The organism is Mesorhizobium sp. WSM4935 (assembly GCF_029625735.1).
Taxonomy (GTDB): Bacteria; Pseudomonadota; Alphaproteobacteria; order Rhizobiales; family Rhizobiaceae; genus Mesorhizobium.
The window spans coordinates 567,236-583,400 of the sequence record NZ_JARTVR010000001.1 but is presented as its reverse complement, the minus strand read 5'-3'; the positions used below and the strand labels follow the sequence as shown (position 1 = coordinate 583,400).

The 16,165-nt window shown below is 64.3% G+C and carries 17 protein-coding genes; 7 read left to right on the top strand and 10 right to left on the bottom strand.

Features of this window, described 5'->3' with window-relative positions; genetic code table 11:
* The first annotated feature begins 32 nt into the window (after window positions 1-32).
* Together doeA and doeB are read left to right on the top strand one after the other, a co-directional pair.
* Complete coding sequence (doeA, locus tag P9273_RS02710) at window positions 33-1,211, top strand: ectoine hydrolase DoeA (RefSeq protein WP_278047498.1); 1,179 nt, start codon at window positions 33-35, stop codon at window positions 1,209-1,211.
* Between the two features lie 5 nt (window positions 1,212-1,216).
* Window positions 1,217-2,218, top strand: a complete 1,002-nt coding sequence (gene doeB / locus P9273_RS02705; RefSeq protein WP_278047497.1) for a N(2)-acetyl-L-2,4-diaminobutanoate deacetylase DoeB — start codon at window positions 1,217-1,219, stop codon at window positions 2,216-2,218.
* 14 nt (window positions 2,219-2,232) lie between these two features.
* Here the strand turns inward: doeB and P9273_RS02700 are convergent, their stop codons facing one another.
* The 7 genes from P9273_RS02700 to cyoA are packed head-to-tail and all read right to left on the bottom strand — an operon-like array spanning window position 2,233 to window position 9,106.
* Window positions 2,233-2,766: a response regulator transcription factor gene (locus P9273_RS02700; protein ID WP_278047496.1), complete on the bottom strand. Its 534-nt coding sequence runs from the start codon at window positions 2,764-2,766 to the stop codon at window positions 2,233-2,235.
* Complete coding sequence (locus tag P9273_RS02695) at window positions 2,756-4,108, bottom strand: ATP-binding protein (RefSeq protein WP_278047495.1); 1,353 nt, start codon at window positions 4,106-4,108, stop codon at window positions 2,756-2,758. The genes P9273_RS02700 and P9273_RS02695 overlap by 11 nt, the downstream gene beginning before the upstream one ends.
* Window positions 4,105-4,911, bottom strand: coding sequence for an SURF1 family protein (locus tag P9273_RS02690; RefSeq protein WP_278047494.1), 807 nt, complete (start codon window positions 4,909-4,911; stop codon window positions 4,105-4,107). The genes P9273_RS02695 and P9273_RS02690 overlap by 4 nt, the downstream gene beginning before the upstream one ends.
* Window positions 4,908-5,282 carry a cytochrome o ubiquinol oxidase subunit IV gene (gene cyoD / locus P9273_RS02685; protein WP_040994200.1) on the bottom strand — a complete coding sequence of 125 codons (375 nt, stop codon included), beginning with the start codon at window positions 5,280-5,282 and terminating at the stop codon, window positions 4,908-4,910. The genes P9273_RS02690 and cyoD overlap by 4 nt, the downstream gene beginning before the upstream one ends.
* A complete protein-coding gene (gene cyoC, locus P9273_RS02680; protein ID WP_442920187.1) occupies window positions 5,279-5,905 on the bottom strand; it encodes a cytochrome o ubiquinol oxidase subunit III in 627 nt (208 codons plus the stop codon). The genes cyoD and cyoC overlap by 4 nt, the downstream gene beginning before the upstream one ends.
* 2 nt (window positions 5,906-5,907) lie before the next feature.
* Window positions 5,908-7,914, bottom strand: coding sequence for a cytochrome o ubiquinol oxidase subunit I (gene cyoB, locus P9273_RS02675; protein WP_278047492.1), 2,007 nt, complete (start codon window positions 7,912-7,914; stop codon window positions 5,908-5,910).
* Between the two features lie 10 nt (window positions 7,915-7,924).
* A complete protein-coding gene (gene cyoA, locus P9273_RS02670; RefSeq protein WP_278047491.1) occupies window positions 7,925-9,106 on the bottom strand; it encodes a ubiquinol oxidase subunit II in 1,182 nt (393 codons plus the stop codon).
* A 211-nt stretch (window positions 9,107-9,317) separates the two neighbouring features.
* Here cyoA and P9273_RS02665 point away from each other — a divergent pair, with 211 nt between their 5' ends.
* The gene (locus tag P9273_RS02665; RefSeq protein ID WP_278047490.1) at window positions 9,318-10,628 is read left to right on the top strand and encodes an MFS transporter; all 1,311 of its coding nucleotides are present in this window, start codon (window positions 9,318-9,320) and stop codon (window positions 10,626-10,628) included.
* A gap of 28 nt (window positions 10,629-10,656) precedes the next feature.
* Here the strand turns inward: P9273_RS02665 and P9273_RS02660 are convergent, their stop codons facing one another.
* Window positions 10,657-11,676 carry an NAD-dependent epimerase gene (locus tag P9273_RS02660; protein WP_278047489.1) on the bottom strand — a complete coding sequence of 340 codons (1,020 nt, stop codon included), beginning with the start codon at window positions 11,674-11,676 and terminating at the stop codon, window positions 10,657-10,659.
* A gap of 77 nt (window positions 11,677-11,753) precedes the next feature.
* On the opposite strand from P9273_RS02660, the gene P9273_RS02655 reads away from it, so the two are divergent.
* The 4 genes from P9273_RS02655 (at window position 11,754) to P9273_RS02640 (ending at window position 13,886) form a co-directional block, all read left to right on the top strand.
* The gene (locus P9273_RS02655) at window positions 11,754-12,005 is read left to right on the top strand and encodes a hypothetical protein (protein ID WP_278047488.1); all 252 of its coding nucleotides are present in this window, start codon (window positions 11,754-11,756) and stop codon (window positions 12,003-12,005) included.
* Window positions 12,002-12,442 carry a hypothetical protein gene (locus P9273_RS02650; protein ID WP_278047487.1) on the top strand — a complete coding sequence of 147 codons (441 nt, stop codon included), beginning with the start codon at window positions 12,002-12,004 and terminating at the stop codon, window positions 12,440-12,442. The genes P9273_RS02655 and P9273_RS02650 overlap by 4 nt, the downstream gene beginning before the upstream one ends.
* Window positions 12,443-12,472: 30 nt before the next feature.
* Window positions 12,473-13,042, top strand: coding sequence for a hypothetical protein (locus tag P9273_RS02645; protein WP_278047486.1), 570 nt, complete (start codon window positions 12,473-12,475; stop codon window positions 13,040-13,042).
* 100 nt (window positions 13,043-13,142) lie between these two features.
* Window positions 13,143-13,886: a pseudouridine synthase gene (locus P9273_RS02640; RefSeq protein WP_278047485.1), complete on the top strand. Its 744-nt coding sequence runs from the start codon at window positions 13,143-13,145 to the stop codon at window positions 13,884-13,886.
* 170 nt (window positions 13,887-14,056) lie between these two features.
* Here P9273_RS02640 and P9273_RS02635 read toward each other — a convergent pair whose 3' ends face one another.
* Window positions 14,057-14,638, bottom strand: coding sequence for a histidine phosphatase family protein (locus tag P9273_RS02635; protein ID WP_278047484.1), 582 nt, complete (start codon window positions 14,636-14,638; stop codon window positions 14,057-14,059).
* A gap of 146 nt (window positions 14,639-14,784) precedes the next feature.
* On the bottom strand, window positions 14,785-16,119 hold the full coding sequence (locus P9273_RS02630) for a dicarboxylate/amino acid:cation symporter (RefSeq protein ID WP_278047483.1): 1,335 nt from the start codon (window positions 16,117-16,119) through the stop codon (window positions 14,785-14,787).
* Between the last annotated feature and the right edge of the window lie 46 nt (window positions 16,120-16,165).

Below are 16,165 nucleotides of genomic sequence, written 5' to 3'. Positions count from 1 at the left end.
GAAATAGGCCCAACAAACGAGGACGAAGAACAATGCAACCAAATTTGAAATTCTCGCGCGGCGAATATGCGGAGCGCCTTGCCAAGACACGGAAGGCGATGGAGGCCAAAGGCGTCGATCTGCTGATCGTCAGCGATCCTTCCAACATGGCCTGGCTGACTGGCTATGACGGCTGGTCCTTCTATGTGCATCAGGCGGTCATCGTGCCGCCTTCGGGCGAGCCGGTCTGGTACGGCCGCGGCCAGGACGCCAACGGCGCCAAGCGCACCGCCTATCTCGCGCACGACAACATCATCGGCTACGCCGACCACTATGTGCAGTCGACCGAGCGGCATCCAATGGATTACCTCGCCAGCGTGCTTGCCGAGCGCCGCTGGGACAAGCTCAGCATCGGCGTCGAGATGGACAATTACTGGTTCTCCGCCGCTGCCTTCGCCTCGCTGCAGAAGCACCTGCCCAATGCCCGTTTCGTCGACGCCACCGCGCTGGTCAACTGGCAGCGCGCCGTGAAGAGCCCGACCGAGATCGACTATATGCGCAAGGCCGCCCGCATCGTCGAAGCCATGCACAAGCGCATCGTCGACAAGATCGAGGTCGGCATGCGCAAATGCGACCTGGTCGCCGAGATCTACGATGCCGGCACGCGCGGTGTGGAGGGGATCGGCGGCGACTATCCGGCGATCGTCCCGCTCTTGCCTTCGGGCGCCGATGCCTCGGCGCCGCATCTCACCTGGGACGACAAGCCGATGAAGGCGAACGAAGGCACGTTCTTCGAGATCGCCGGCTGCTACAACCGCTACCATTGCCCGCTATCGCGGACCGTCTTCCTCGGCAAGCCGACACAGGCCTTCCTCGACGCCGAGAAGGCGACGCTGGAAGGCATGGAGGCAGGGCTTTCCGCCGCCAAGCCCGGCAACACCTGCGAGGACATCGCCAATGCCTTCTTCGCCGTCCTGAAGAAATACGGCATCGTCAAGGACAACCGCACCGGCTACCCGATCGGTATCTCCTATCCGCCGGACTGGGGCGAGCGTACCATGAGCCTGCGCCCCGGCGACCGCACCGAGCTCAAGCCCGGCATGACTTTCCACTTCATGACCGGCCTGTGGCTGGATACGATGGGGCTGGAGATCACCGAATCGATCCTCATCACCGAGACCGGCGTCGAATGCCTGGCCAATGTGCCGCGCAAGCTTTTCGTGAAGGACTGAGGCCGATGTCCGCTTTGCGTCCGTCGCCGATCACGCCGACTGTCGACTTCGAGCGCGACGGCATCCAGCACGGCTTCCTGCGCCTGCCCTACAGCCGCGACGATTCGGCCTGGGGCTCGGTGATGATCCCGGTCTGCGTCGCGCGAAACGGCAAGGGTTCGACGGCGCTGCTCACCGGCGGCAATCACGGCGATGAGTATGAGGGCCCGCTGGCGCTCTACGATCTCGCCCGTACGCTCGATCCGAAAAATGTCTCCGGCACGGTCATTATCGTGCCGGCGATGAACTATCCGGCCTTCCGCGCCGGCACGCGCACCTCGCCGATCGACAAGGGCAACATGAACCGCTCTTTCCCCGGGCGGCCCGATGGCACGGTGACGGAGAAGATCGCCGACTATTTCCAGCGTGAATTGCTGCCGCGAGCGGACATCGTGTTCGACTTCCATTCCGGCGGCAAGACGCTGGATTTCGTACCCTTCTGCGCCGCGCATACGCTGCCGGACAAGACGCAGGAGAAAAAGGCCTTCGCTGCCGTCGAGGCCTTCTCGGCACCGTTCTCGATGCGCATGACCGAGATCGATGCGGTCGGCATGTATGACACGGCCGCCGAGGAGATGGGCAAGGTCTTCGTCACCACCGAGCTCGGCGGCGGCGGAACCTCGCGCGCTGAGACCGTTCGCATCGCCCGGCGCGGCATCCTCAACGTGCTGCGCCACGCCGGGATCGTCGACGGTGCGGTCGAGAAAGGCAGAACTCAGTGGCTGGACATGCCGTCGGGCGATTGCTTCGCCTTCGCCGAGGAGGACGGGATGATCGAGACCATGGTCGATCTCGGCGAGTCCGTGGAGGACGGCCAAGTGGTCGCGCGTATCTATCCGGTCGGCCGCACCGGCCAGGCGCCGCAGGAAATCAGGGCCAGGATGTCCGGGCTGCTCGCCGCGCGTCACTTCCCCGGCCTGGTCAAGGCCGGCGACTGTGTCTCGGTGCTGGGCGTGGCCGTCGGGTAATCGCCGACGCTCGCCTACTGCACCACGCGCTTCTCGAGCTTGCGGGCGAGTGTGCGCCGGTGCAGGCCGAGCCGGCGCGCGGTCTCGGAGATGTTGAAGCCGGTCTCGACCAGCGTTTCGTGGATGCGCTCCCATTCCAGGTTCTTGATCGAGGTGGGGCGGCTGGTGAGCGGCACCGAAACGTCGCCCTCGGCGCGGCCGAAGGCGGCTTCGATGTCGTCGGTGTTGGCGGGCTTGGCCAAGTAATGGCACGCACCGAGCTTGATCGCCTCGACCGCCGTGGCGATGCTGGCAAATCCCGTCAGCACGACGATGCGCATCGATGGGTTGCGGGCGCTGAGCAACTTGACACATTCGAGCCCGGATCCCGCTCCGAGCTTGAGATCGACGACGGCATAGGCCGGAACGGCCGTTTCCAGCGCGACCAGCAGCGCCTCCCGGTCATGGGAGACCACGACGTCGTAGTCGCGCTTTTCAAAGGAACGTTTGAGCGTCCGCGCGAAAGTCGTGTCGTCCTCGACGATAAACAAGGATCGATCAGATTTCACGACCGCCTCCATTGGTCAGCGCCGCCAGCGGCAGCGAAAGGGTGACGCAGGCGCCCTCGGCCATGTTGCGCGCCGAAACGTCGCCTCCGAGCTTGCGCATGACATTGAACACCAGGAAGAGGCCCAGGCCACCGCCCGGACGCCCCTTGCTCGACATATAGGGCTGGCCGAGCGCGGCCAGAATATCCTTGTCGAAACCCGGTCCGCGATCCTCGACGGAGAGCACCAGCTTCTCATCCTGCCGCTCGGCAGTGATGCCGACCCAATCGTGCGACGCTTCCTGCGCATTGTCGAGCACGTTGAAGATCATTTGTTTCAGTGCCGCGTCGGACACGATCTGTTCGTCCGGCTCGAAACCGTTGCGGTAATCCAGCTTGATAGGCTGGCGGCTGACGCGCCATTCCTGCACCAGATCGTCGAGGAAGTGGCGGATCGTGGTGCGGATCGTGCCCTCGCCCCGCGCCTGGCCGGAAGACATGAGGATGCCCGTGACGATGCTTTTGCAGCGCTCGATCTGCGCCTGCATCTCGGCCACGTCCTCGGAAAGCTCGCGGCTGCGCTTGACGCTGCGCATCTGGCGCCAGTCGGACAGAATGACCGAAATGGTTGCGAGCGGCGTGCCGAGTTCATGCGCGGCGCCTGAGGCCAGCAGGCCCATACGCACGATGTGGTCTTCCTCGGCCGAGCGCTGGCGCAGGTCGGCGAGATAGGCATCGCGTTCGCGCAGGTTGCGGTTGATGCGCATCATGAAGATGACGATCAGGCCGGCCGCAAGCACGAAGCAGATGAACATGCCGCGCAGATGCAGCGCCAGAAGATCGCTGCCGCCGTGATGCGGGATGGCGATCGGCTGGAAGACGAAGATGAGGAAGACAAAACAGGCCGAAGCCGCCACGACTAAGATCCAGGTCGACCACGGCGCCAGGAGCGCGGCCCCAAGCGTGATCTGCAGGAGGTAGAGCGACACGAACGGATTCGAGGCGCCGCCGCTCAGGTAAAGCTGGGTCGTCAGCGCCGCCATGTCGAAGATCAGCGCGACGAAGAGCTGCGCGTTGGAGATGCGGCGATTGCCGCGCAGCGCGAGCAGGCTGAAGATGTTGAGCCCGACGAGGAAAAGCACGACGCCGGCCATCTCGGTGAGCGGCAGCGGGATGGCGAACCAATATTGCGTCACCAGGATGGTCAGCACCTGTCCCGCCACCGCCAGCCAGCGCAACTGGATGAGGAGGAGCAGGTTCTTCCTGTTCGTGACGTCGGCGTTCGAGGCCGAGCCTCCCTGGCCGGTGGGCGGAACCGTCAGGATCGGCTTGCCGTGATGAAACCGCGCGATCGAGATGTTCATCTTGGCGCCTCCCGCTGGCCGCGGCCGGCGAAGATCGGCCTGGCAAGCGCCATCGCCAGCATCCCCGCCAAGGCAAACCAGGTCAAAGCGTAGACAAGGTGGGTGTTGCGAAACTTGACGACGGTGAGCCCGCCGCGCGGCCAGCTATCGGGCCCGGACGCCCCGGCATCGACGAAATAGGGCGCGACGTCGGTCAGGCCGCGCGCCTTGGCGATTGCCGCGACGTCGCGCGAATACCAGCGACCGGCAGCCGGATCGTTGCTGCGCAGGAAACCGCCGCCGGGCTCGCTGATGCGCAACAGCCCGTCGACCGTCGCCGGCGAGGTGGGCGCGGCATTCTCCTGCTCGAACTCCGCCTTGCGCTCCTGCGGGATGAAGCCCCGGTTGACGAGGATCGTGAAACCGTGGTCGTCGCGCATCGGCGTCAGCACCCAATAGCCGCCGCCGAGCTCGGTCACCGCCTGCACCAGCGTGTTGGCGCCTTGAAACTGCCCGGCCAGCCGCACATGGCGGTATTCATAGCCGGCCGCGTTGATATCAGCCCAGGTCCCGGGGCCAGGCGCATCGACGACCGGAGCATGGATGCGCTGCTCGACGCGGGCGATGAGGTCGAGCTTCCAGACCCGCCTTTCCAGCTGCCAGATGCCGAGCCCAAGAAACACCAGGACGCCGAGAAGCCCAACCAGCACCGCCAAGAATCGCGACGCGGAGCCCTTCGAGGTGGCATAAGGGCCAGTGCCTGCCCGGCCGATCATGTCTTTTGCCTCGACTTTGGCCCTCCCCGCGCCCGACACAAGGTTCATGGCATCTCCCGCATCTCATGGAGCCCGGGCATCATGTTGGCGTTGAGGTGGTACATCACCCAGAGCGAGCCGCTCAGCACGATGACGACGAGGATCACCGTGAAGATGAGCGCCAGCATCGACCATCCGCCTTCCGAAGCGGGGTTCATGTGCAGGAAGAAGACCATGTGCACCACGATCTGCACCACCGCGAAGGCCATGATGATGATGGCTGTCGCCTGCTTGTTGTCGATGGCGCCGGTCATAACCATCCAGAACGGGATGGCGGTGAGGATCACCGACAGGACGAAGCCGATCAGGTAGCCCTTCAACGACCCGTGCGCGGCGCCGCCATGCACGAGGTCGTGATCCGCATGATCATGAGCGCTCATCTGAGCATCCCCATCAGATAGACGAAGGTGAAGACGCCGATCCAGACGACGTCGAGGAAGTGCCAGAACATCGAGAGGCACATAAGCCGGCGGCGGTTGGCCTTGATGAGGCCGTATCGCGCCACCTGCACCATCAGCGTCACCATCCAGACGATGCCGAAGGTGACGTGCAGGCCGTGCGTGCCGACCAGCGTGAAGAAGGACGACAGGAAGGCGCTGCGCTGCGGCGTCGCACCCTCCCGGATCATATGCGCGAATTCGTAGAGCTCGATGGAGAGGAACGTCAGGCCGAACAGCATGGTCACGGCAAGCCAGCCCTGCGTCGAGCCGACGCGGCCCTTGTCCATCGTCAGCATGGCAAAGCCATAGGTGATCGAGGACAAGAGCAGCATGGTGGTGTTGACCGCCACCAGACCGAGATCGAACAGGTCCTTCGGCGCCGGGCCGGCCGCGTAATTGCCGCCGAGCACACCGAAGGCCGCGAACAGCATGGCGAAGATCAGGCAGTCGCTCATCAGATAGAGCCAGAAGCCGAGCATGGTGCTGCCGCCCTCGGCGTGCGCATGCTCCTCTTCCAGGTGGAAGACCGGTTCGGCGTCGGCCGTGATCGTCGTCGATGCCATGCTCAAGCCCTAGCCCCCTGAGCGGCGAGGAGCTTGGTCCTCGCCTCTTCCGTTTGCGCGACCTCGGCTGCCGGGATGTCGAAGTCGCGGTGATAGTTGAAGGTGTGGCCGATCGCGGTGGCGATCAGGCAGACGAAGCTCAGCGCCGCCAGCCACCACATGTACCAGATCAGGCCGAAGCCGAGCGCGACGCTGAGCGCGGCGAGGATCACCCCCGTGCCGGTGTTGCTCGGCATGTGGATCGGCCTGAAGCCGGAGAGCGGGCGCCGGTAGCCGGCCTTCTTCATGTCCCACCAGGCGTCGTTGTCGCGGATGATGGGGGTGAAAGCGAAATTGTAGGCCGGCGGCGGCGAAGAGGTCGACCATTCGAGCGTGCGGCCGCCCCAGGGATCGCCGGTGACATCGACCAGCTCGGCCCGCTTGCGGATGGAGACGAAGATCTGCACCAGGAAGGCGGCGATGCCGCAGGCGATCAGCGCCGCGCCGAAGCCGGCAATGACGAACCAGATCTGCAGCGACGGATCGTCGAAGACCCGCATGCGGCGCGTCACGCCCATCAGGCCAAGGATGTAGAGCGGCATGAAGGCGAACCAGAAGCCGAGCACCCAGCACCAGAACGAGACCTTGCCCCAGAACGGGTCGAGCTTGAAGCCGAAGGCCTTCGGCCACCAATAGGCGATGCCGGCGAACAGGCCGAACAGCACGCCGCCGATGATGACGTTATGGAAATGCGCGATCAGGAACAGGCTGTTGTGCAAGACGAAGTCGGCCGGCGGCACCGCAAGCAGCACGCCGGTCATACCGCCGACGACGAAGGTGAGCATGAAGGCCACGGTCCACATCATCGGCAGCTCGAAGCGGATGCGGCCGCGATACATGGTGAAAAGCCAGTTGAATATCTTCGCCCCTGTCGGGATCGAGATGATCATCGTGGTGATGCCGAAGAAGGAATTGACGCTGGCGCCGGAGCCCATGGTGAAGAAGTGGTGCAGCCAGACGAGATACGACAGGATGGTGATGACCACCGTGGCGTAGACCATCGAGGTGTAGCCGAACAGGCGCTTGCCGGAGAAGGTCGAGGTGACCTCGGAGAAGACCCCGAACAGCGGCAGGATGAGGATGTAGACTTCCGGGTGACCCCATATCCAGATGAGGTTCACATACATCATCGGGTTGCCGCCGAAGTCGTTGGTGAAGAAGTTGGTGCCGACATAACGGTCGAGCGCCAAAAGCGTCAACACTGCCGTCAGCACCGGGAAGGAGGCCACGATCAGCACGTTGGTGCAAAGCGAGGTCCAGGTGAAGACGGGCATCCGCATCATCGTCATGCCGGGCGCGCGCATCTTGATGATGGTGCAGATAAGGTTGATGCCGGACAGGGTCGTGCCGACGCCGGCCACCTGCAGCGCCCATATGTAATAATCGACGCCGACGTCAGGACTGTAGTTGATGCCCGAGAGCGGCGGATAAGCCAGCCAGCCGGTGCGGGCGAACTCGCCGACGAACAGCGAGGCCATGACCAGGATGGCGCCGCCGACCGTCATCCAGAAGCTGAAATTGTTGAGGAAGGGAAACGAGACGTCGCGCGCGCCGATCTGCAGCGGCACGACGAAGTTCATCAGCCCGGTAACGAATGGCATCGCCACGAAAAAGATCATGATCACGCCATGGGCGGTGAAGATCTGGTCGTAGTGATGGGCGTTGAGATAGCCCTCTGAGCCGTTGAAGGCGATGGCCTGCTGCAGGCGCATCATGATGGCGTCGGAGAAGCCGCGCAAAAGCATGACGAGGCCGAGCACCATATACATGATGCCGATCTTCTTGTGGTCGACGCTGGTGAACCACTCGCGCCACAGATAGCCCCAAAGCTTGAAATAGGTGACCGCGCCGAGAAGCGCCAAACCGCCGAGCGCCACCACGATGAAGGTGCCGACGACGATCGGCTCGTGCAGCGGCAGCGACTCCCAAGTGAGGCGGCCGAAGATGAATTTGGTCAGCGTGTCAGGCATCCGCCATCCCTCACAATTCGAAGCGCAGCAGGCCGAGCGACGGCGCGCCGGCGTCGGCGCGGCGGCTGCCCGCGCCGGGCGCGAGCAGGCCGGCGCCGCGTAGCGGAGACAGGTCCCGGAGCGGCCAACCGCTGTCATCGTCATTATGGGCCGCGCGCGCAGCGGCGGCGGCTTCCTCCGCCGTGCAGATGCTTGCGACATAGGACGGATCGTTGCCGAACACCGCCCCGCGCCGGGCAAGCTTGTCATATTGCAGCGGCAGGGTGTTGCGCACACCGGCCAGGCCAAGGCCCCCCTTGGCGTCGATCGACATCATCTCGTTCATGCACATCTTTCCGCGCTCGACGCACAGATTGAGGATGGCGCCGTAGAGGTCCGGATCGACGGAGGCATAGTGGTGGACGGGCTCGTTCTCGCTCGGACGTTCGAGCGCGAGATAGGTCTCGCGGCTGAGCGTGGCCTGCGCGCTCTTGCTCTGCGTCACCCACTCGCTGAAGGCCTGGTCGGACAGGCCGTGGAACGCAAAGCGCATGCCGGAGAAGCCGGCGCCGCTGTAATTGGCTGAGAAGCCGGTATAGGTGCCCGGACGGTTGATGACGGCGTGCAGCTTCGTCTCCATGCCCGGCATGGCGTAGATCTGCCCGGCAAGGGCGGGAATGTAGAAGGAGTTCATCACCGTGGACGAGGTGATGCGGAAGTCGATCGGCCGGTTGACCGGCGCGGCGAGTTCGTTGACGGAGGCAATGCCGTAATCCGGATAGATGAAGAGCCATTTCCAATCGAGCGCGACGACCTCGACCCTGAGCGGCTTATGGTTCTGCGTGACCGGCTGTCCAGCCTCGATCCGGTCGATGCGCCGGTAGGGATCGAGCAGATGCGTGCCGAGCCAGGTGAGCGCGCCAAGGCATATGATGATGAGCAGCGGCGCCGCCCAGATCACCAGCTCCAGCTTGGTCGAATGGTCCCAGTCGGGCGTGTAGGTCGCCTTCGGGCTCGATTGCCGGTAACGCCAGGCAAAGAACACGGTCAGCACCATGACGGGCACGATGATGAGCAGCATCAGCAGGGTCGAGATGACGAGCAGGTCGCGCTGCTGCACTGCCACGTCGCCCGCGGGCGCCAGCACGACGAAGTCGCAGCCGCTGAGCAGCACGGCCAGGGGAAACAGGAGCAGGACTCCGGATCGTCTCATCAAACGCTGCCCTCGATGGGCCTGCAGCAGGTCTTTGCAGGTTGCGATGCGATATGGACCAACGGCTACTGCCGCCGGCAGTGCAACGACATTGGACAATTTGTCCAATGCCCAGTCGGGACGGCTTTGACGAGACTGGCCACGCATTATGGAATGACAATCGCATCCCGGACCGGGCACGTCCCGGACGAGCTCGGTGGCAACGGACAAGATGGCTGAAACTTCGACTGCCGAAACTGACAGCAGGCTGATCGGCTCGCATCACGGCCAGGTCAGCGCCGGCGATATCGCCGTCGGTGTGATCATCGGCAGAACGTCGGAGTTCTTCGATTTCTTCGTTTACGCGATCGCTTCCGTGATCGTGTTCCCCAAGCTTGTGTTTCCAACGCACGATCCGCTGGTCGGGACGCTCTATTCCTTCGCCATCTTCGCACTGGCCTTCATCGCGCGCCCGTTCGGCACCGTGCTGTTCATGGCGATCGATCGCGCCTATGGCCGCGGCGCCAAGCTGACGATCGCGCTGTTCCTGCTCGGCACCTCGACGGTCGCCATGGCGTTCCTGCCCTCCTATGAGGATGTCGGCGCAGTCGCCGCCTGGCTGCTGGGGCTTACCCGGTTCCTGCAGGGCCTGGCACTCGGCGGGACATGGGACGGACTGCCCTCGCTTTTGGCGCTGAACGCGCCGCAGAACCGGCGCGGCATCTATGCGATGATCCCGCAGCTCGGCGCGCCGATCGGGCTTATCGTGGCTAGCTCGCTGTTTGCCTTCTTCGTCGCCAACCTCTCGGCCGAAGACTTCTTCGCCTGGGGCTGGCGCTATCCCTTCTTCGTCGCCTTCGCCATCAATGTGGTGGCGCTGTTTGCCAGGCTGCGCATCGTGGTGACGCCCGAATTTTCGAAACTCTACGAGAGCGGCGACCTGCAGCCGACCCGCATCAGGGACATGATCAGCACGGAAGGCCGCAACGTCATCGTCGGCGCCTTCGCGCCGCTGGCGAGCTTCGCCCTGTTCCATATGGTGACGGTGTTTCCGCTGTCCTGGGTGTTCCTGTTCACCAATGAGGGTCCGGAGCGCTTCCTGATGATCGAAGCGGTGAGCGCGCTGTTCGGCATCGCGGCGATCGTCGCGTCGGGTCCGCTGGCCGACCGGGTCGGACGCCGCGCCCTGCTTGGTGGCGGCGCCGTCGCCATCGCCGCTTTCAGCGGCTTTGCCCCGCAGCTTCTCAATGGTGGCACCGTCGGCGAGACGGTGTTCATGGTGCTGGGCTTCATTCTGCTGGGCCTAAGCTTCGGGCAATCCTCGGGAGTCGTGGCGTCGAGCTTCTCGCGTCGGCACCGCTATACCGGCTCGGCGGTGACGTCGGACCTGGCCTGGATGTTCGGCGCCGGCTTCGCGCCGCTTGCCGCGCTGCTGCTGGCCGGCACTTTCGGCCTCATCGCCGCCGGCGCCTATTTGCTTTCGGGCGCCGCCTGCACGCTGATCGCGCTCTGGATCGACAGGCAGGCACGCCAGGCCGACTGAACGGGCAGCGAGCCCGGTTTGCCTGCGCTCAGACCTGGTAGAAATCCCGATACCATTCCACGAAGCGCGGGACGCCGATCTCGATCGGGATCCCGGGCCTGAAGCCGATCACCTCTTCGAGCGAGGTGACGTCGGCATGAGTCGCCGGCACGTCACCCGGCTGGAGCGGCATCAGATTGCGTATGGCCTTGCGCCCAAGCGCTTCTTCCAGCACGTCGATCAGCCGGCTCAGCTCGACGGGCGAGCTGTCGCCGATGTTGTGTATCCTAAACGGCGCATTGCTTGTCGCGGGATCCGGCGCTGCACTTGTCCAATCAGGATTGGGCGTCGCGGGATGCTGCATGACGCGGACGACCCCCTCTACGATGTCGTCGATGTAAGTGAAATCGCGTTGCATGTTGCCATGGTTGAAGACATCGATCGGCTGGCCGGCGAGGATGGCCTTGGTGAAGATGAACAAGGCCATGTCGGGCCGGCCCCACGGACCGTAGACGGTGAAGAAGCGCAAGCCCGTCGTCGGCAGCCCGAACAGATGGCTGTAGGTGTGGGCCATCAGCTCGTTCGCCTTCTTGCTGGCGGCATAGAGGCTGAGGGGATGGTCGGCGGAATCATGGACGGAGAACGGCATGCGCTTGCTGCCGCCATAGATCGAGCTCGACGAAGCATAGACGAGATGGCCGACCGAGGCCTGCCGGCACCCTTCGAGAATGTTGAGGAAGCCGTTGAGATTGCTTTGCGCGTAAGCGTGCGGATTGACCAGCGAATAGCGAACGCCCGCCTGTGCGGCGAGATTGACGACGATCTCCGGCGCGGCCGAGGCAAACACCGCCGAGATGCCATATCGGTCGGCGAGATCGACATGCTCGAAACGAAAATTCGCGAACGCTTTCAGCCGCTCCAGCCGCGCCTGCTTCAGGGCGACATCGTAGTACTCGTTCATGGAATCGAGGCCGACAACCTGCCGGCCTTCGGCGAGCAGCCGGCGGCAGAGGTGAAAGCCTATGAAGCCGGCCGCGCCGGTGACCAGGATCGGCCTGCTCGACGTCAATGCACACCCCTAACCCTGCAGCCTCAGGCCGGTCGAAAACTTGCGCCTTTTATGGCAGGCGGGCGAGGAATTCAACGATGCGCTTTTTGCTGCCGCTCCAACGCAACCCAAGTCATCGGGGCGGCAGTGGTGCCAAAGGCTGCAGGGTTTTCAACATGGCGCAGCGGAAATGTGATCTCAAGCCGACGCTGATATGCCAGCGTGGTCAGCGGTCGAGCCTTTCCGTGCGAAATGAGATTGCGCGCATCGCCCGGATCGAGGATTTGGTTTTCTTGGTGGTCCTCCTTCCTTGGGGCAAACTGCCAGCGGGCTGTCAGGAGGAGAAATGAGAGCACGCGCGGCGACGGTCGGAGACCTGGAAAGTGTTTTCCGAGACCTGTCCAAGCGAATGTCGGACGAGTATGTGGCGGCCGGCAAGGACAGCAAAAGCGCCTATGACAATCTGATGATGAACCTGAAGGAAGGCCGGGCGCATGCGCTCGTGCGGGACGACAGGACGGTGGCGATCATCGCCTGGCATGAGCACGCGGACGCCGCCGATTCGCTGTTTGCAGCGCAGGAGGATTTCTTCAACGCCGCGACGGTCCGCTTCTGCAAGCGGCACATCCGGCATGTCCAGGCGCTTGCCGGCAACCTTCCCATACATTCGCGCAGCTGGCTGGACCGGCCCGACGTCGCGAAATGGTTCCGCGTGATCGGCTATGTCGACCGGGGGCGGGAGAACGGCGCCACACTGTTCGAGCTGCCGCCGGCCGCCAATAGCTGACAAAACCAGGCCGCTCCGAAAACCGGGCGCTTGCGCGAAAATCCGATTGGAAAGATTGTATGCGCGGGCAGCCGGGCAAGCCGGCGTGCCGGACCGGAATGGCTGCTGGAAATCGGGATGCTGCGCGTATGCCTGGTCTTTGTCGCCATAGCCGCCTTGACGGGCCCGTCGGCGGCGGAACTGCGCGCGTCCCATCTTTTCGACCGCCCCGATCTCGCGGCGGCCTATTCCGGCCAATCCGATCTTGTGACCGCATACACAACCGGCATGGCGCGCTACCGGCTTCAATATTCGGGCCAATCGGCCCAGACCGGTCTGGCCGCGCCGCTCGAGCCTCGCCTGCTGCGGCCTGAATTCCAGCAACGGACATGGCGCTCCGCGGACGGCAGCCTGCTGCAAGGTTTCGCGGGCAAGGGCGGCTTTCGGCTGACCGTCGGGAACTGTGTGGCCCGTATCTGCCTGGCCAGCGAGTGCAGCGAAGCCGGCTGGCCGCTCTATGCCTGCAGCGATGGACGCAAGCGGAAAATGTCGGTCAAAACCTTCGTGACGGCGACATTCGACGGCGTCTCCTACCGGCGGCTGAGCGCGCCACAGGAGTGACATTGGACGGCCGCGTCTGCAGCGGATAAGAGGGCGCTGCAAAGCCATCTTGTGCCGAATGGCGGCACAAGTCGCGTGGCATTCGTTCGAGAGCAGCATCTTGGCACGCCAACCCGACCGACGATCCACCGCCACCAAGGTCAGCCTCGCCCGAGCGCTCTCCAAGCTCGGCTTCTGCTCGCGCACGCAGGCCGAGCGTCTCGTCGCCGAGGGGCGCGTGCAGGTCGGCGGCAAGACGGCGCACGATGCCTTGCTGCGCATCGATCCCGACCGCGACCGCATCACCGTCGACGGCGAGCGCGTCGTCGCAGAGCGCAAGGTCTATCTGATGCTCAACAAGCCGCGCGGGCTGGTCACCACCCGCGACGATCCCGAAGGCCGCGGCACGGTCTATGACTGCCTGGAAGGGCTCGACCTGCCCTTCGTGTCGCCGGTCGGCCGGCTCGACAAGGCGAGCGAGGGGCTGCTTTTGCTGAGCAACGACACGCGCTGGGCGAACAGCCTGCTCGACCCAGCCTCGCATGTCGCCAAAACCTATCATGTGCAGATCGCCGCCGCGCCCGACGAGCCGATGCTCGAGCGCTTTCGTCAGGGCGCCGTTATCGACGGCGAGTTGCTCACCGCAAGCTCGATCGCTCTGTTGCGCAGCGGCGGCCGCACCGCTTGGCTGGAGATCGTGCTCGACGAAGGGCGCAACCGGCAGATCCGCAGGCTGCTCGGCGCTTTCGATATCGAGGTGCTGAGGCTGGTCAGGGTGGCAATCGGCGGTCTTCAGCTCGGCGACCTTGCCAAGGGCAAGGCGCGACATCTGACGAGCGAGGAGCGGGCGATGCTAGCGGCGTAAGGCGCGAGGCGTCCCCCTCACCCGGATCGCCAGCCGAATTGCGAAGGGCAATTCGGGGCAATCCGACCTCTCCCCGAAGGGAGAGGAGACGGTTGGCGCTGACCTTCCTCTTCTCCCCGCCGGAGAGAAGGTGGCCGCGAAGCGGCCGGATGAGGGGGAGCCCGCGCTCGCTACTTCTGGTTCCACCGCCGGATGACCGGCTCGGTCAGGTCGTGCTCGTAGCCGAGGATGCTGAGGCTGGCGGTATCGAGCACGAAATGCTCGCCGCCTTCCGGCGGCAGGCCTACCCAGCGCGCCGCGAAAACACGCAGGAAATGCGAGCTGGAGAAGATGAGCACATTGCCGCCGATCGCGCGAAGCGCGGCGACGACGGCGTCGGCGCGGGCGCCGACGTCGGCCGCCGTCTCGCCGTCCGGACAGCCGTCGCGAAACAATTGCCAGCCGGGGCGCTTCGACAGGATTTCCTTGGTGGTCACGCCTTCATAGGCGCCGTAGTCCCATTCCTGCAGGTCCGGCTTTTTCACCGCCTGCTCGGCGAAGCCGGCGAGCCGGCAGGTGTCGAAGGCGCGCTGGGAGGGGCTCGACCAGACCGTCTGGAACGTCAGACCGTTGAGCCGGTCGGCCAGGCCGCGCGCAGCCTCCTCGCCTTTTGCCGTCAGCGGGATGTCTGTGCGGCCCGTATGCCTGCCCGAAAGGCTCCATTCGGTCTCGCCATGACGGACAAGATAGATCTCGGGAAACGCGCTGCTCATCGGCTGCCCTTTCGGCTGAATGTTTCACCGGGAATCCGGCTGGCGCAGCCTATGCGGCGGCCGGCAAAAAGAACAGGCCGCGGCAGAGCCGCGACCTGTCCGGCATCGGGAGGATGCCGGTGGTCTTTCGCAATTCCGAACGGTGCTTAGGCCGGCTGCAGCCCGCCCGATAGCGCGAGATCCGCCTCTTCCGGCAACTGACCGGCCATGGCGGCAGCGAATTGCTTCTGGTCGAGTTCGCCTTCCCAGCGCGCCACGACGATGGTCGCGACCGCATTGCCGACAAAGTTGGTGAGCGCGCGGCATTCCGACATGAACCGGTCGACGCCGAGGATGAGCGCCATGCCGGCGACCGGCACCGACGGCACGACCGAGAGCGTGGCGGCCAAGGTGATGAAGCCGGCGCCGGTGATGCCGGCTGCGCCCTTCGAGCTCAGCATCGCGACGAGCAGAAGCAGGATCTGGTCGCCGAAGGTGAGCGGCGTATCGGTCGCCTGGGCGATGAACAGGGCGGCCAGCGTCATGTAGATGTTGGTGCCGTCGAGATTGAAGGAATAGCCGGTCGGGATGACAAGACCGACCACAGAGCGGTTGCAGCCGGCGCGCTCCATCTTCGCCATCAGGCCGGGAAGCGCGGCCTCCGACGACGAGGTGCCGAGCACCAGCAGCAGCTCTTCCTTGATGTAGCGGATCAGCGCCAGGATCGAGAAGCCGTTATACCATGCGACGGCGCCGAGAACGACGAGCACGAAGAGCAGCGACGTCAGATAGAAGGTGCCGATCAGGAAGGCGAGGTTGGCGATCGCGCCGATGCCGTATTTGCCGACGGTGAAGGCCATGGCGCCGAAAGCGCCGATGGGAGCGGCCTTCATGAGGATGGCGACGAGGCGGAAAACCGGCGCGGTGAGCGCCTGCAGGAAATCGACGACGGGGCGGCCACGCTCGCCGACGAGCGCCAGCGCGATGCCGAACAGTACCGAGAAGAACAGCACCTGCAGGATGTCGCCTTGCGCGAACGCGCCGGTGATGGTGTCGGGGATGATGTTCATCAGGAAGCCGACGACGGTCGAGTCATGCGCCTTCTCGGTGAAGGTCGCCACTTTCGACGGGTCAAGGGTCGCCGGATTGACGTGCATGCCGGCGCCGGGCTGGATGACGTTCGACACGACGAGGCCGACGACGAGCGCCAAGGTCGAGAAGACGAGGAAATAAATCATCGCCTTGCCTGCGACGCGGCCGACCTTGTGCAGGTCCGAAACACCGGCAATGCCGGTCGCGACCGTGAGGAAGATCACCGGCGCGATCACCATCTTGACTAGCTTGATGAAGGCATCGCCAAGCGGTTTCAGCGAGGCGCCGATGTCGGGATAGAAATGGCCAAGCAGGATGCCGGCGGCGATCGCCACCAGGACCTGCACATAGAGATGCCGGTAAAAGGGAACCTTGCCGCGCGGTTCTGCGGCAGCGATTGCTGTCTGCATGATGTCCTCCGTTCGGCCCCCGATCGAGACGCTCGACCTCCCTGGG

What these genes read in the sequence shown, in the direction of transcription:
- doeA (WP_278047498.1), top strand. Translation starts at nt 33, where the DNA reads ATGCAACCAAATTTGAAATTCTCGCGCGGCGAATATGCGGAGCGCCTT.
- doeB (WP_278047497.1), top strand. Translation starts at nt 1,217, where the DNA reads ATGTCCGCTTTGCGTCCGTCGCCGATCACGCCGACTGTCGACTTCGAG.
- P9273_RS02695 (WP_278047495.1), bottom strand. Translation starts at nt 4,108, where the DNA reads ATGAACATCTCGATCGCGCGGTTTCATCACGGCAAGCCGATCCTGACG.
- P9273_RS02690 (WP_278047494.1), bottom strand. Translation starts at nt 4,911, where the DNA reads ATGAACCTTGTGTCGGGCGCGGGGAGGGCCAAAGTCGAGGCAAAAGAC.
- cyoD (WP_040994200.1), bottom strand. Translation starts at nt 5,282, where the DNA reads ATGAGCGCTCATGATCATGCGGATCACGACCTCGTGCATGGCGGCGCC.
- cyoC (WP_442920187.1), bottom strand. Translation starts at nt 5,905, where the DNA reads ATGGCATCGACGACGATCACGGCCGACGCCGAACCGGTCTTCCACCTG.
- cyoB (WP_278047492.1), bottom strand. Translation starts at nt 7,914, where the DNA reads ATGCCTGACACGCTGACCAAATTCATCTTCGGCCGCCTCACTTGGGAG.
- cyoA (WP_278047491.1), bottom strand. Translation starts at nt 9,106, where the DNA reads ATGAGACGATCCGGAGTCCTGCTCCTGTTTCCCCTGGCCGTGCTGCTC.
- P9273_RS02665 (WP_278047490.1), top strand. Translation starts at nt 9,318, where the DNA reads ATGGCTGAAACTTCGACTGCCGAAACTGACAGCAGGCTGATCGGCTCG.
- P9273_RS02655 (WP_278047488.1), top strand. Translation starts at nt 11,754, where the DNA reads ATGCGCTTTTTGCTGCCGCTCCAACGCAACCCAAGTCATCGGGGCGGC.
- P9273_RS02650 (WP_278047487.1), top strand. Translation starts at nt 12,002, where the DNA reads ATGAGAGCACGCGCGGCGACGGTCGGAGACCTGGAAAGTGTTTTCCGA.
- P9273_RS02635 (WP_278047484.1), bottom strand. Translation starts at nt 14,638, where the DNA reads ATGAGCAGCGCGTTTCCCGAGATCTATCTTGTCCGTCATGGCGAGACC.
- P9273_RS02630 (WP_278047483.1), bottom strand. Translation starts at nt 16,119, where the DNA reads ATGCAGACAGCAATCGCTGCCGCAGAACCGCGCGGCAAGGTTCCCTTT.